12 protein-coding genes are annotated in these 14,065 nt (G+C 69.7%); 9 read left to right on the forward strand and 3 right to left on the reverse strand.

Features of this window, described 5'->3' with window-relative positions; all coding sequences use genetic code 11:
* Positions 1–9: 9 nt before the first annotated feature.
* The 4 genes from nuoL (at position 10) to LRP67_RS05295 (ending at position 6,051) form a co-directional block, all read left to right on the forward strand.
* Positions 10–1,941 (forward strand): NADH-quinone oxidoreductase subunit L, encoded by a 1,932-nt coding sequence (gene nuoL, locus LRP67_RS05280; RefSeq protein WP_231269137.1) that lies wholly within the window; start codon positions 10–12, stop codon positions 1,939–1,941.
* Complete coding sequence (locus tag LRP67_RS05285; RefSeq protein WP_231269138.1) at positions 1,938–3,458, forward strand: NADH-quinone oxidoreductase subunit M; 1,521 nt, start codon at positions 1,938–1,940, stop codon at positions 3,456–3,458. Before nuoL ends, LRP67_RS05285 begins: the two co-directional genes overlap by 4 nt.
* On the forward strand, positions 3,458–5,047 hold the full coding sequence (gene nuoN, locus LRP67_RS05290) for an NADH-quinone oxidoreductase subunit NuoN (RefSeq protein ID WP_231269139.1): 1,590 nt from the start codon (positions 3,458–3,460) through the stop codon (positions 5,045–5,047). Before LRP67_RS05285 ends, nuoN begins: the two co-directional genes overlap by 1 nt.
* Before the next feature lie 71 nt (positions 5,048–5,118).
* On the forward strand, positions 5,119–6,051 hold the full coding sequence (locus LRP67_RS05295) for a polyprenyl synthetase family protein (RefSeq protein ID WP_231269225.1): 933 nt from the start codon (positions 5,119–5,121) through the stop codon (positions 6,049–6,051).
* A 9-nt stretch (positions 6,052–6,060) separates the two neighbouring features.
* On the opposite strand, the gene rarD is transcribed toward LRP67_RS05295, so the two are convergent.
* Positions 6,061–6,972: an EamA family transporter RarD gene (gene rarD / locus LRP67_RS05300; RefSeq protein WP_231269140.1), complete on the reverse strand. Its 912-nt coding sequence runs from the start codon at positions 6,970–6,972 to the stop codon at positions 6,061–6,063.
* 23 nt (positions 6,973–6,995) lie between these two features.
* On the opposite strand from rarD, the gene LRP67_RS05305 reads away from it, so the two are divergent.
* Positions 6,996–7,391: a hypothetical protein gene (locus tag LRP67_RS05305; protein ID WP_231269141.1), complete on the forward strand. Its 396-nt coding sequence runs from the start codon at positions 6,996–6,998 to the stop codon at positions 7,389–7,391.
* Positions 7,392–7,462: 71 nt separating this feature from the next.
* Complete coding sequence (locus LRP67_RS05310; protein ID WP_231269142.1) at positions 7,463–7,855, forward strand: hypothetical protein; 393 nt, start codon at positions 7,463–7,465, stop codon at positions 7,853–7,855.
* Between the two features lie 146 nt (positions 7,856–8,001).
* Here LRP67_RS05310 and LRP67_RS05315 read toward each other — a convergent pair whose 3' ends face one another.
* Both LRP67_RS05315 and LRP67_RS05320 read right to left on the reverse strand, forming a co-directional pair.
* Positions 8,002–9,072: a 2-oxoacid:ferredoxin oxidoreductase subunit beta gene (locus LRP67_RS05315; protein WP_269211176.1), complete on the reverse strand. Its 1,071-nt coding sequence runs from the start codon at positions 9,070–9,072 to the stop codon at positions 8,002–8,004.
* A gap of 26 nt (positions 9,073–9,098) precedes the next feature.
* The gene (locus LRP67_RS05320; protein ID WP_374107395.1) at positions 9,099–11,096 is read right to left on the reverse strand and encodes a 2-oxoacid:acceptor oxidoreductase subunit alpha; all 1,998 of its coding nucleotides are present in this window, start codon (positions 11,094–11,096) and stop codon (positions 9,099–9,101) included.
* Positions 11,097–11,340: 244 nt separating this feature from the next.
* Here LRP67_RS05320 and LRP67_RS05325 point away from each other — a divergent pair, with 244 nt between their 5' ends.
* The 3 genes from LRP67_RS05325 (at position 11,341) to LRP67_RS05335 (ending at position 14,058) form a co-directional block, all read left to right on the forward strand.
* Positions 11,341–12,381, forward strand: a complete 1,041-nt coding sequence (locus LRP67_RS05325; RefSeq protein ID WP_231269144.1) for a sulfate ABC transporter substrate-binding protein — start codon at positions 11,341–11,343, stop codon at positions 12,379–12,381.
* Between the two features lie 95 nt (positions 12,382–12,476).
* Positions 12,477–13,256 carry a sulfate ABC transporter permease subunit CysT gene (gene cysT / locus LRP67_RS05330; protein WP_231269145.1) on the forward strand — a complete coding sequence of 260 codons (780 nt, stop codon included), beginning with the start codon at positions 12,477–12,479 and terminating at the stop codon, positions 13,254–13,256.
* Complete coding sequence (locus LRP67_RS05335) at positions 13,249–14,058, forward strand: sulfate ABC transporter permease (protein WP_231269146.1); 810 nt, start codon at positions 13,249–13,251, stop codon at positions 14,056–14,058. The genes cysT and LRP67_RS05335 overlap by 8 nt, the downstream gene beginning before the upstream one ends.
* Positions 14,059–14,065: the final 7 nt, after the last annotated feature.

Below are 14,065 nucleotides of genomic sequence, written 5' to 3' on the forward strand. Positions count from 1 at the left end.
ACGTCCGAGATGCACCTTTTGACTGAGTCTGCCCACATCCCGGTGGTCGACCCGACCTCCGCCGACGGGATCTTCTCCCTGATGTGGCTCGTGATCGGGCTGCCGCTGGCCGGCGCCGTCGTCCTGCTGCTGGGCGGTCGGCTGACCGACCGCTGGGGCCACCTGCTCGGCACCGCCACGGCGGCCGGGTCCTTCGTCGTGAGCCTGCTGATGTTCCTGTCCCTGATGGACCGCGGCGAGGACGAGCGACAGATCTCCCAGCACCTCTACGACTGGATCCACGTCGGCGGTCTCGACGTCGGCATGGACCTGCTCTACGACCCGCTGTCGGCGCTGTTCCTGCTGCTGATCACCGGCGTCGGCACGCTGATCCACGTCTATTCGATCGGCTACATGGCGCACGACCCGCGCCGTCGTCGCTTCTTCGGCTACCTCAACCTCTTCGTCGCGGCCATGCTCATGCTGGTCATGGCGGAGAACTACGTCGGTCTGTTCCTCGGCTGGGAGGGCGTCGGCCTGGCGTCGTACCTGCTGATCGGCTTCTGGCAGCACAAGCCCACCGCTGCCGCCGCCGCCAAGAAGGCCTTCGTGATGAACCGCGTCGGCGACATGGGCATGGCCCTGGCGATCTTCCTGTTCTTCGTCACCTTCGGCACGACCAGCTTCAGCGGCATCAGCGAAGCGTCGGCGGGCGCCTCCGAGACCACGCTCAACGCGCTCGGCCTGCTGCTCCTGCTCGCGGCGTGCGGCAAGTCCGCCCAGGTGCCGCTGCAGGCCTGGCTGCTGGACGCCATGGAGGGCCCGACCCCGGTGTCGGCGCTCATCCACGCCGCCACGATGGTGACCGCGGGCGTCTACCTGATCGTCCGCTCCAACTTCGTGTTCGAGCTGGCCCCTGCCGCCCAGACCGCTGTGGTCATCGTCGCCACCGTCACGCTGCTGTGGGGCGCGGTGCTCGGGTGCGCGAAGGACGACATCAAGAAGGCGCTGGCCGGCTCCACGATGAGCCAGATCGGCTACATGATGCTGGCCGCCGGTCTCGGCACCGCCGGCTACGCGTTCGCGATCTTCCACCTGCTCACGCACGGGTTCTTCAAGGCCAACATGTTCCTCGGCGCCGGCTCGGTCATGCACGGCATGGACGACGACGTGGACATGCGCCGCTACGGCGCCCTGCGGCACGCCATGCCGGTCACCTTCCTGACCTTCGCCATGGGCTACCTGGCCATCATCGGCTTCCCCGGATTCTCCGGGTTCTGGTCCAAGGACAAGATCATCGAGGTCGCCCTCACCGAGAACCTCGTGGTCGGCCTGGCCGCCCTGCTCGGCGCCGGCATCACCGGCTTCTACATGACCCGGCTGATGCTGATGACGTTCTTCACCAACAAGCGCTGGCGGGAGGGCGTGCACCCGCACGAGTCGCCGGCGGTCATGACCGTCCCGCTGATCGTGCTGGCCGCGCTGTCGGTCCTCGCCGGCGTCCTGCTCCTCGGCGACTGGATCGTCGACTGGCTCTCGCCGGTGGTCGGGCACGTCGAGCACCACGAGCCGCCGCTCCCGGCGCTCGCCATCACCGGCATCGTGGTGCTGGTCGTCGCGGTCGGCGTCGCCCTCGCCTGGTTCCTCGTGGCCAAGCGGGAGATCGCACTGACCCCGCCCGAGGACGTCTCCTTCGCCACCAGGGCGGCGCGCGCCGACCTCTACGGCGACGCCATCAACGAGGGCCTGGTCGTCAACCCCGGCCGGCACCTCGTCGGCGGCCTGCTCACGTTCGACCGCCACGGTGCCGACGGCGCCTTCACCGGGGGCGCGCTCGCGGTCTCCGGCATCGGCGGACAGCTACGGAAGATCCAGAACGGTTTCGTGCGCTCCTATGCCCTCTCCCTCCTCGCCGGCGTGCTCCTCGTCGTGCTGGCCCTGCTGGCGGTGAACCTCGGATGAACGACTTCCCCTGGCTCACCCTGCTGATCGCCGTGCCCCTCGTGGGTGCGCTGGTCGTGGGCTTCGCGCCCCCCGCCGTCACCAAGGTGGCCGCGGTCGGGGTCTCCCTGCTCACGCTCGCGCTCGGTGTCGCGATCGCTCTGCAGTACGACGTCGACGGCGGCATGCAGCTGCAGGAGCAGCACACCTGGATCGAGGCGTTCGGCGTCAACTACGCCCTCGGCGTCGACGGCCTGGGCCTGCTCATGGTCCTGCTCACGGTCGTCCTCGTGCCGATCGTGCTCGTGGCCGGCTGGTTCGACGGGGACGAGGGCAACACCCGGGCGTTCTTCGCCTGGGCCCTGGCCCTCGAGGCGCTCTCGCTCGCGGTCTTCTGTGCCACCGACGTGTTCCTCTTCTACGTCGTCTTCGAGGCCACGCTGATCCCCGCGTACTTCCTGATCGGCGGCTACGGCAAGGCCGGTCGCGGGGGCGCCGCGGTCAAGTTCTTGATGTTCCAGCTCGCCGGCGGGCTCGTGCTGCTGGCCTCGGTCATCGGGCTCTACGTCGTCTCCGCGCAGCAGGGCACGCCGTCGTACCTGCTCTCGGACCTCGCCGAGCTCGACATCTCCACGGAGGCCGGACGCTGGCTGTTCGCGGGGTTCTTCATCGCCTTCGCGATCAAGGCGCCGCTGTTCCCGGTCCACACCTGGCTGGCCGACACCACCGAGAAGGCCACCCCGGGCGTCAGCGTCCTGCTGGTCTGCGTGCTCGACAAGATCGGCACCTTCGGGATGCTGCGCTTCTGCCTCGGGATCTTCCCGGAGGCCTCGGAGTGGGCCACGCCGCTGGTCATCGTGCTGGCGCTCATCTCGATCGTCTACGGCGCCCTGCTCGCGATCGGCCAGGACGACATCCTGCGCCTGATCGGCCTCACCTCGCTGAGCCACTTCGGGTTCATCACGATCGGCGTCTTCACGATGACCACGCAGGGCGGCTCCGGCGCGATCCTGTACATGGTCAACCACGGTCTCGGCACGGCCGCGCTGTTCCTGCTGGCCGGCTACCTGATCCGACGCCGCGGCACCACGCTGATCAGCCAGATGGGCGCGCTGGAGAAGGCCACCCCGGTGCTCGCCGGGCTGTTCCTCATCGCCGGCCTGGCGACCCTGGGCCTGCCGGGTCTCAGCCCGTTCATCTCCGAGTTCCTGGTGCTGCTGTCCGCCTTCGACTACGCCTGGTACGTCGGTGCCGTCGCGGTCACCGGCATCGTGCTCGCGGCCATCTACGTGCTGTGGATGTACCAGCGGGTCTTCACCGGCCCCGGCCTCCCGGAGCTGCAGGCCACCCCCGACCTCGACCGGCGTGAGGTCGGCGCGGTCGTACCGCTGATGCTGGCGCTCGTGCTCTTCGGCTTCTACCCGATGCCGCTGCTCGACGTGGCCAACCCGACCATCGACTCGCTCCTCGTCCACGTGGGCGTGAGCGACGACGAGCCCGACGTACCTGCCGGTTCCCAGGAAGGGGGCGAGCACTGATGGAGTTCGTCAAGCCCACCATCGAGTACTTCGAGCTGTCACCGTTGCTCATCGTCTTCGCCGCGGCCTGCCTCGGGGTCCTCGTCGAGGCGTTCCTGCCGCGCGAGCGGCGCTACCTGGTCCAGGTCGCCCTGGCCGGGGTCGGTCTGGTCGCCGCCCTGGTCGCGACGATCTGGGTCGCCACCGACCTGACCGAGCGTGGGGGCGGCGCCGCGCGCGGCCTGCTCGGCGCCTCCGACACGCTGGTCATCGACGGTCCGGCCGTCTACCTGTGGGGCCTCATCCTGGTGTTCGCGATCGGCGGCGTGGCCCTGTTCGCCGAGCGCCGGCTCGAGGTCGGCGTGTCGGCCTTCGCCGGCCAGGCCGCGGCACTGCCCGGCACCGAGGCGGAGCGCCAGGCGTCGACGCGCGGGCTGGACCACACCGAGGTCTACCCGCTGCTGATGTTCGCCGTCGCCGGCATGCTGCTGTTCCCGGCGACCAACGACCTGCTGACCATGTTCGTGGCCCTCGAGGTGCTCTCGCTGCCGCTGTACCTGCTCTGCGGTCTTGCGCGCCGCCGCCGGCTGCTGAGCCAGGAGGCCGCGCTCAAGTACTTCCTGCTCGGCGCGTTCTCCTCCGGGTTCTTCCTCTACGGCGTCGCGCTGGTCTACGGCTTCGCGGGGTCGATGCAGCTCGCGGAGATCGGCGAGGCCGTCCGCAACGACGTCGGCAATCAGTCGCTGCTGCTGATCGGCATGGGCATGCTGGCCGTCGGCCTGCTGTTCAAGGTCGGTGCGGCTCCGTTCCACTCGTGGACTCCCGACGTCTACCAGGGGGCTCCGACGCCGGTCACCGCCTTCATGGCGGCTGGCACCAAGGTCGCCGCCTTCGGCGCGCTGATGCGCCTGTTCTACGTCGGCTTCGGGCTCGAGCGCTGGACGTGGCAGCCGATGATGTGGGCGGTGGCGATCCTCACGATGCTCGTGGGCGCCGTCCTGGCGATCGTGCAGTCCGACGTCAAGCGGATGCTGGCCTACTCGGCGATCTCCCACACCGGCTTCCTGCTCACGGGCATGCTCGGTGTCCAGGCGGCGGGCGAGCTCGTGGACGGCCAGGTCACCTCGCTCGAGTCGGTCCTGTTCTACCTCACGACCTACGGCTTCGCGACGGTCGGCGCCTTCGCCATCGTCACGGTGGTGCGTGACTCCGGTGGTGAGGCCACGACGTTCCCGCGCTGGGCCGGTCTGGGCCGGCGCTCGCCGTGGATCGCCGGGGCCTTCGCGTTCTTCCTGCTGTCGATGGCCGGCATCCCGCTGACGGCGGGCTTCGTCGGCAAGTGGGCGGTGTTCACGGTCGCGATGTCGGCGGGGGCGTGGCCGGTCGTGTTGGTCGCGATCCTGGCGAGCATCATCGCGGTGTACTTCTACATCCGCCACATCCGGCTGATGTTCTTCAGCGAGCCCGAGGGGGAGGTCGCCGCGGTGACCGCGGCCTCGCCGCTGACGACCGTGACGATCACGGTGTGCGCCGTCGCCACGCTCGTCCTCGGCGTCGTGCCGGGCCCGGTGCTGGATCTCGTGACGAATGCGGGAGACTTCATCAGGTGAGCTCGAACCCCGCCGCGGACCTGGCGCTGCCCATCAGTGACGATGCGCTGGCGGCGCGCCTGCGCGAGCGGATGGCGGTGGTCGAGGCGGCGCTGTTCGAGCACGCGCAGAGCCGGGCGCCGTACGTCACCGAGGCGGCGCGCCACCTGCTCTCCGCCGGCGGCAAGCGGTTCCGACCGCTGCTGGTGCTCCTCGCGGCCGAGGCGGGTCATCGCGCGGGCGCCGACGAGGTCGTCACCGCCGCCTGCGTCGTGGAGATCACCCACGTCGGCTCGCTCTACCACGACGACGTGATGGACGAGGCGTCCCTGCGCCGCGGCGCCGACTCCGCCAACTCCCGCTTCGACAACCACGTGGCGATCCTGACCGGGGACTTCCTGTTCGCGAAGTCCTCCGAGCTGACCGCTCGCCTGGGGGCCGACGCCGTGCGCATCCAGGCCGAGACGTTCACGCGGCTGGTCGAGGGCCAGATCCTCGAGACCGTCGCGCCGGGACCCGGCGATGATCCCCTGCAGCACTACCTCGACGTGGTCGCAGGTAAGACCGGCTCGCTGATCGCGACCTCGGCCCGCTACGGCGCGCGGTTCGGTGGCGCCAGCGCGGAGGTCGAGGAGGCGCTCACGGCCTACGGCGAGATCGTCGGCGCGGCCTTCCAGCTCTCCGACGACATCCTCGACGTGGCCTCGGAGTCCGCCGAGTCCGGCAAGACTCCCGGCACCGATCTGCGCGAGGGCGTGCCCACACTTCCGGTCCTCATGGCCCGTGCCTCGAAGGACCCGGCCGACGCCCGGCTCCTGGAGCTCCTCGACGCCGACCTGACCGACGACGCTCTGCACGCCGAGGCGCTCGACCTGCTGCGCAAGCACCCGGCGATGCAGGAGGCGCGGGCCTACGTCGTCTCGCGCGCCGAGGAGGCCAAGGCGCTGCTGACCGTCCTGCCCGAGGGCACGGTGCGCGAGGCGCTCGAGGCGTTCGCGGACGTCGTGGCGGTCCGCTCCGCGTAGCAGGCAGGTCTACCCGGCTGTCGCCGACCTCGCCGCGAGCGCCAGCTGGCGGCTGCGGTGGCGCACCGCGTCCACGGTGAGGACGGTGAGGGCCAGCCAGACCAGCGCGAACCCGGCCCAGCGGCCGGGCGGCATGTCCTCGTGGAACCAGAACACCCCGAGCGCGAACTGCAGGATCGGTGCGAGGTACTGCAGCAGCCCCAGGGACACCAGGGGGATGCGGGTGGCCGCGGCGCCGAAGCACAGCAGCGGGATGGCCGTGACGATCCCGGTGGTCATGAGCAGCACGACGTGCCCGGCCCCGTGGGAGCCGAAGTCGGCATCGCCGCTCGTCCCGAGCCACGCGAGGTAAGTCGCGGCGAACGGCACGATCAGCAACGTCTCCGCGGTGAGCCCTTCGATCGCACCGACCCCGGCGGTCTTCTTGGCCAGCCCGTAGATGCCGAAGCTGAGCGCCAGGACCAGCGCCACCCACGGCAGGCGCCCGTAGTCCCACGTGAGCACCAGCACCGCCAGGATCCCCACGCCGAGCGCCAGCCACTGAGGGCGGCGCACCCGCTCGCCCAGCAGCAGCACGCCCATGAGCACCGTCACCAGCGGGTTGATGAAGTAACCCAGCGAGGTCTCGACGACGCGACCGTTGTTGACCCCCCAGATGTACATCGCCCAGTTGACCGTGACGCTCGCCGCCGACAGCACCAGCAGGGCCAGCACACGGCGGTCGCGGGCCAGCGCGCGGACCCGCGAGCCCCGGCGCAGCGCCACGGCGATCAGCCCCATCGTGACCAGCGACCACAGGACCCGGTGGGCCAGGATCTCGAAGGCTCCGGCCGGCTCCAGGAGCGGCCAGTACAACGGGAAGGCACCCCACATCAGATAGGCGGCCACCCCGAGGAGCAGTCCCTTCCTGGCCTCCAGCACGGCCCGAGCATAGGGTGAGCGCCATGGGGACCCCTCGTCTGGTCTGGCACGCCGCGAGGGCGCGGCTCGGGGTGCTCCTCGCCGCCCTCGTCGTCGGGTCCGCGGTCCCGGCCACCGCGGCCGAGCCAGGACGGCTGCCCGACCGGGCGTCGTACGTCGACGGCAGCCACTACCTGGCCGGGCAACTGACCGAGGGCGCCGGTCGGTGGGTGCACTACCAGCGCAAGAAGTGCGCGACCTGTGCCTGGAAGCACTACGCCACGCGCCGCGCCGACGCCCGGGGACGCTTCCGGTTCCGCATCGAGTTCCCGCGCACGGACCGTCCGGTATGGCGCTACCGCGGCCTCGCCCCGGCGGCCGGTGACCTGCCCCGGCTCGAGGGCCGAGTGTGGCTCGCTTGCGCCCGGGAAAACTGCTGAGAGCGGGGGTTTAGTCAGGTGACGGCGTGGATAGGACTAGGGTGCGTCATCCCCCATTCTTAGGAGAAACCATGCGGTCCACCATCCGCCTCGTCACTGCACTGCTCGCCGCCCTCGTCATGCTGGGCGCCACCCTGTCCACCGGCACGGCCTCGGCCACCGAACGCTCCACGGAGAAGGCGCGCACCTACCACGTCTTCAAGGAGCTCTCGGGCGGCGGCAAGAACGGCAAGTTCTACGTCAAGGGCCAGGTCGTCACCGCCAAGAACAAGGTCGTGAAGCTGCAGAAGAAGGCCTGCAAGCGCTGCGGGTTCAAGAGCTTCAAGCAGCAGCGCACCACCAAGGCCGGCCGCTTCAACTTCAAGTTCGGCGGCAAGGTCGGCGACTGCTTCCGCATCTACGTGCCCGCGAACGCCACCCACAAGGCGACCAACAAGTGGGCGGGCTGCATCGTCCGTCGTTGAGTTCACCTCTACGCAGCACGAGGGCCCTGCCGGTTCGGCAGGGCCCTCGTGGCGTCTCGGTCCCGTCGCGCTGGGGTGCGGCTGCCTCACGCCTCACGGGGTTTCGAGACGGCCCGGCCAGCGACCGAGCAAGCTCGGTCGCGGCCTCAGACGACGGTCCAGGTGTCGCCGGAGTTGATGAGCGCGCCGAGGCGCTCGGTGGGGTCTCCGGGGGCGTCGGCCTTGGCGGTGGCGATCTGGGCGCGGGCCTGGTCGTCGTACGTCGGGCGCTCGACCTGGCGGAAGATCCCGATCGGCGACTGGTTGAGGTAGCCGGAGTCGGTGAGGCGGCTGATCGCGAACGCGGTGGACGGGTCCGGGTTGTGCGCGTCGTGGACGAGCAGCTGGTCCTCGCCGACCTCGGCCACGAGCGCCACCTTGACGCCCCCGGTCACGCTGTCGCGGATCAGGCCCTTGGAGCCCTCGGCGCCGAAGCGGATCGTCTCGCCGTGCACGAGCGGGATGATCGCGTCCGCCTTGGTGTCGTTGTTCTTGATCGCGTCGAACGCGCCGTCGTTGAAGATCGGGCAGTTCTGGTAGATCTCGACCAGCGAGGTGCCGCGGTGGGCGGCGGCCGCGGAGAGCACGTGGGTGAGGTGCTTGCGGTCGGAGTCGATCGTGCGGGCCACGAACGAGGCCTCCGCGCCGAGCGCCAGCGAGACCGGGTTGAAGGGCTGGTCCAGGGAGCCCATGGGCGTCGACTTGGTGACCTTGCCGGTCTCCGAGGTGGGGGAGTACTGGCCCTTGGTGAGGCCGTAGATGCGGTTGTTGAACAGCAGGATCGTCATGTTGACGTTGCGGCGCAGGGCGTGGATCAGGTGGTTGCCCCCGATGGAGAGGGCATCGCCGTCCCCCGTGACGACCCACACCGAGAGGTCCTCGCGCGCCGTGGCGATGCCGGTCGCGATCGACGGCGCGCGGCCGTGGATCGAGTGCATGCCGAAGGTGTCGAGGTAGTAGGGGAACCGGCTGGAGCAGCCGATCCCGGAGACGAAGACGATGTTCTCGCGGCGCAGCCCGAGCTGGGGCAGGAAACCCTGGACCGCCTTCAGGACGGCGTAGTCGCCGCAGCCCGGGCACCAGCGGACCTCCTGGTCGGAGGTGTACTCCTTGCCGGTCTGGGGCGCGTCGTTGGTCGGGACGAGCTCGATCCCGGAGCGGACGCCCGGGAACGGCAGTCCGGTGGTGGTCTCGGTGCTGGTGGTCACTGGGGTGCCTCCTCAGGCGTGAGGTCGACCTCGATGCCCTCGGCCTCGGCGACCAGGGCGCCGATCGCGTCGGCGAGGACGGCGGCCTTGATCGGCATGCCGTTGACCTGGTTGTAGCCGACGGCGTCGACGAGGTACTTCGCGCGCAGCAGGGTGGAGAGCTGGCCGAGGTTCATCTCGGGGACGAGGACCTTGTCGTAGCGACGCAGGATGTCGCCGAGGTCGGAGGGGAACGGGTTGAGGTGGCGCAGGTGGACCTGAGCGACGTGGTAGCCGGCCTTGCGGACGCGCCGGCAGCCGGCGCCGATCGGGCCGTACGTCGAGCCCCAGCCGATCACCAGCACCTTGGCCTCGCCGGACGGGTCGTCGACCTCCAGCGCCGGCAGCGAGGCGGCGATGCGGTCGACCTTGGCCTGGCGGGTGCGGACCATGAGGTCGTGGTTGGCCGGGTCGTAGGAGATGTTGCCGTGCCCGTCGCCCTTCTCCAGTCCGCCGATGCGGTGCTCGAGCCCCGCGGTGCCGGGCACCGCCCAGGGACGGGCCAGGGTCTCCTCGTCGCGCAGGTACGGCCAGAAGTCCTTCTCCTCCGCGGTGACGGTGCCGTCCTCCGCGGTGCCGGCCGGGGTGACGACGTGGTTGGCCTCGGTCGCGAAGGCGGGGTCGATCAGGGGCAGGTCGTCGATCTCGGGGATGCGCCACGGCTCCGAGCCGTTGGCCAGGTAGCCGTCGGAGAGCAGCATCACCGGCGTGCGGTAGGTGATCGCTATCCGGGCGGCCTCGACCGCGGCGGTGAAGCAGTCGCCGGGCGACTGCGGGGCGATGATCGGCACCGGCGCCTCGCCGTTGCGGCCGAACATCGCCTGCATCAGGTCGGCCTGCTCGGTCTTCGTCGGCAGTCCCGTCGACGGGCCGCCGCGCTGCACGTCGATGACGAGCAGGGGCAGCTCGGTCATGACGGCCAGGCCGATGGCCTCCGACTTCAGCGCGATGCCGGGACCCGAGGTGGTGGTGACCCCCAGGTGGCCGGCGAACGAGGCGCCGATAGCGGCGCCGACGCCGGCGATCTCGTCCTCGGCCTGCAGTGTGGTCACGCCGAACGACTTGTGCTTGCTCAGCTCGTGGAGGATGTCGGAGGCCGGGGTGATCGGGTAGGACCCCAGGAAGATCGGCAGCCCGGAGCGCACCCCGGCGGCCACCAGGCCGTAGGACAGCGCGAGGTTGCCGGTGATGTTGCGGTAGGTGCCCGCCGAGACGGGGGCCGGCTTGATCTCGTAGGAGACCGCGAAGGCCTCCGTGGTCTCACCGAAGTTCCACCCGGCCTTGAAGGCGGTGATGTTGGCGTCGCGGATGTCGGGGACCTTGGCGAAGCGCTTGGACAGGAACGCGATGGTGGACTCGGTGGGCCGGCCGTACATCCAGGACAGCAGCCCGAGGGCGAACATGTTCTTGGCCCGCGCCGCGTCCTTGCGCGAGAGCCCGAACTCCTTGACCGCCTCCACGGTCATGCCCGTCAGGTCGACGGGGTGCACGTGGAACTCACCCAGCTCGCCGCCCGCGCCGCCCTGCTCGAGGGCGTCCAGGGGGTTGGAGTCGTAGCCGGCCTTGGTCAGGTTGCGGCCGGAGAAGTCGTGGCTGTCGACGATGATGGTCGCGCCCTTGGGCAGATCGCCGAGGTTGGCCTTGAGCGCGGCCGGGTTCATCGCGACCAGCACGTCCGGGGCGTCGCCCGCGGTCAGGATGTCGTGGTCGGCGAAGTGCACCTGGAACGAGGAGACACCCGGCAGCGTGCCCTGAGGGGCGCGGATCTCGGCCGGGAAGTTCGGCAGGGTCACCAGGTCGTTGCCGAACACCGCCGACTCCTGGGTGAACCGGTCTCCCGTGAGCTGCATGCCATCACCGGAGTCGCCCGCGAACCGGATGATCACCCGGTCGAGCTGCTTGACCTGCTTTGACACCTTGCCACCTTCGACGTCCGGAGCACCTGCCCCAGCGATCGTACTCGGAGCCCGCGAAGGCCTGGAACGCGATTCAGGCGGGTCGGTCCGACCCTCCCGGCCATGGCGTTCTTCTCACGATAGTCCGTCATGCGAGGCCGCGGCGGACGTCTCCTGCGCTGGACAGTGAAGTGCGACACACCGAATTCATCCACACGAACCTAGGTAATTCGACTACTCTGCTCGACATAAGCGCATTAACACCGTCGTGGGGGACGCCGCGGCACGACAGAGGGATGACACGATGAAGAAGACGATCAAGGCCGCGGTGGCGGGTGCCGCCACCGGGGTGCTGGCCTTGACCGGGTGCTCTGCTTCGGGTAGCAGCGATTCCGGCGAGAAGATCAGCGTCAACGCCTTCTCGGTCATGGAGGCGGCGAACAAGCCGGTCTTCGATGACTTCAAGAAGACCGACGAGGGCGACGGGGTCGAATTCGGCACCTCGTACGGCGCGTCGGGCGACCAGAGCCGCGGCGTCGTCGCCGGCGCTCCCGCCGACGTCGTCCACTACTCGCTCGAGACCGATGTGACTCGTCTCGTGGGCGAGGGTCTCGTGGCCGAGGACTGGAAGGACAACGCCACCAAGGGCATCGCGACCTCCTCCGTCGTCGTCTTCGTGGTCCGCAAGGGCAACCCAGAGGACATCTCGACCTGGGACGACATCGTCGAGCCCGGCGTGGACATCATCACGCCCAACCCGGGGTCGTCCGGCTCCGCGCGCTGGAACATCCTCGCCGGCTGGGCCCACGTGACCGGCAACGGCGGCAGCGAGGCCGAGGCCCGCGAGTACATCACCAAGCTCCTCAACAACACGATCGCACTTCCGGGGAGCGGCCGCGAGGCGACCACCGCGTTCACCGACGGCTCGGGCGACGTCCTCCTCTCCTACGAGAACGAGGCGATCCTGGCCAAGCAGAGCGGCGCCGACATCGACTACGTCATCCCGCCGGACACGCTGCTGATCGAGAACCCCGCGGCCGTCACCAAGGACGCCAGCAGCGCCGCCAAGGCGTTCCTGGAGTTCATGACCGGTCCCGAGGCGCAGGCCGACTATGCCCAGTCCGGCTTCCGTCCGGTCGTCGACGGCGTCACGGTCGGCGAGGTCGAGGGGGCCAACGACCCCTCCGACCCGTTCCCGACTCCGGAGAAGCTGTTCACCCTGGACACCGACTTCGGCGGATGGGGCGAGGCAGCCGACAAGTTCTTCGGCGACGGCGAGGACGGCAACCCGCTCGGCATCATCACCGAGCTGCAGCAGACCACCGGTCAGGTCGGCGAGGAATGACCTCCGCCCTCATCGGGGCGAGCGAAGTAGCCAGGCCGGCGTCCCCTGAGGGACGCCGGCCGCGGCGCGTTCGCCGCTCGACCCCACGCAACACCTTGACCCGCGGTGCCGGTCTCGGCCTCGGCATCGCGATGATCTGGTTCAGCCTGCTGGTCCTGATCCCCCTCTCCGCGGTCATCGCCGCGGCCGGCGCGGGCGGCTGGGACCGCTACCTGTCGGTCCTCCGCGACGACCAGACCTGGGCCGCGGTGACCCTCACCGTGGGCCAGGCCGCGATCGTCACGGTGATCAACATCGTGATCGGCACGGTCATCGCCTGGGTGCTGGTCCGCGACCAGTTCTGGGGCAAGCGGCTGCTCGACGTGGTCATCGACGTGCCGTTCGCGCTGCCGACGATCGTGGCCGGGCTGGTCCTGCTCTCGCTGTACGGACCCAAGAGCCCCCTCGGCCTGCACTGGGCGTTCACCGAGAACGCCGTCACGCTGGCGCTCGCGTTCGTGACCCTGCCGTTCGTCGTCCGGACCGTCCAGCCGGTGCTCGAGGAGCTCGAAGCCGACGTCGAGGAGGCCGCCGCCTCGCTCGGAGCCGACCGCCCGACGATCCTGCGCCGGATCATCCTGCCCAGTCTGGCGCCGGCCATCGCGGCCGGGGCCGCGCTGTCGTTCGCACGCGCGATCTCGGAGTACGGCTCCCTGGTCCTGCTGAGCGGCAACCTGCCCTTCGAGACCGAGGTGGTCTCGGTGCGCGTGCTGACCTTCATCGAGAACGGCAACAACGGCTCGGCCGCCGCGCTGGCCTCGGTGATGCTCTTCGTCGCCCTGGTCGTGATCGTGACGTTGGACCTGGTGCAGCGAAGGGTGGCCCGCCGTGGTTGAGGTCTCGCTCCCCGTCAAGTGGCTGCTGCGGCTTGCGGCCGTCGGCTACGTCTTCTTCCTCGTGGCCTGGCCGGTCACGCTCGTGGTGCAGCGCACCTTCGAGGCCGGCTTCGACAACCTCTCCGAGGCCCTGGCCGACGAGCAGGTGGTCGGAGCACTCCAGCTGTCGCTGATGATCGCGTTCTGGGCCGTCGTCATCAACCTGGTCTTCGGCGTGGGCATCTCGCTGCTGCTGGTGCGCTTCGAGTTCCCGGGTAAGCGGGTCCTCTCGGCGCTGATCGACCTGCCGCTGTCGGTGTCTCCCGTGGTCGTGGGCCTGGCGCTGCTGCTGGTCTACAACGCGCGCGACGGGTGGATCGGGCCCGCCGCCCAGAGTGCCGGGCTCCAGATCATCTTCAACTCACCCGGCATGGTCATGGCGACCTGCTTCGTGGCCCTGCCGCTGGTCATCCGCGAGGTGGTGCCCGTCCTGCACGAGATCGGGGACGACCAGGAGCAGGCGGCCCGGAGCCTGGGAGCCAGCACCCGGCAGACCTTCTGGCGGATCACGCTGCCCAGCATCAAGTGGGCGGTCGTCTACGGCGTGGTGCTCAGCCTGGCCCGCAGTCTCGGCGAGTTCGGGGCGGTCAAGATCGTCTCGGGCAGCATCACCGGAGAGACCCAGACCGCACCGCTCGTCGTGGAGTCGAAATACCAGGGCTTCGAGCAGCAGACGGCGTACGCGACGTCGTTCCTGCTCATCCTCGTCAGCATCGCCTGCCTGGTCGTCGTCGCCCTCCTGCGCCCTCAGCGCACCCACTGACTCGCTC

This window comes from Nocardioides sp. cx-169 (genome assembly GCF_021083605.1).
In the GTDB taxonomy this organism is placed as follows: domain Bacteria; phylum Actinomycetota; class Actinomycetes; order Propionibacteriales; family Nocardioidaceae; genus Nocardioides.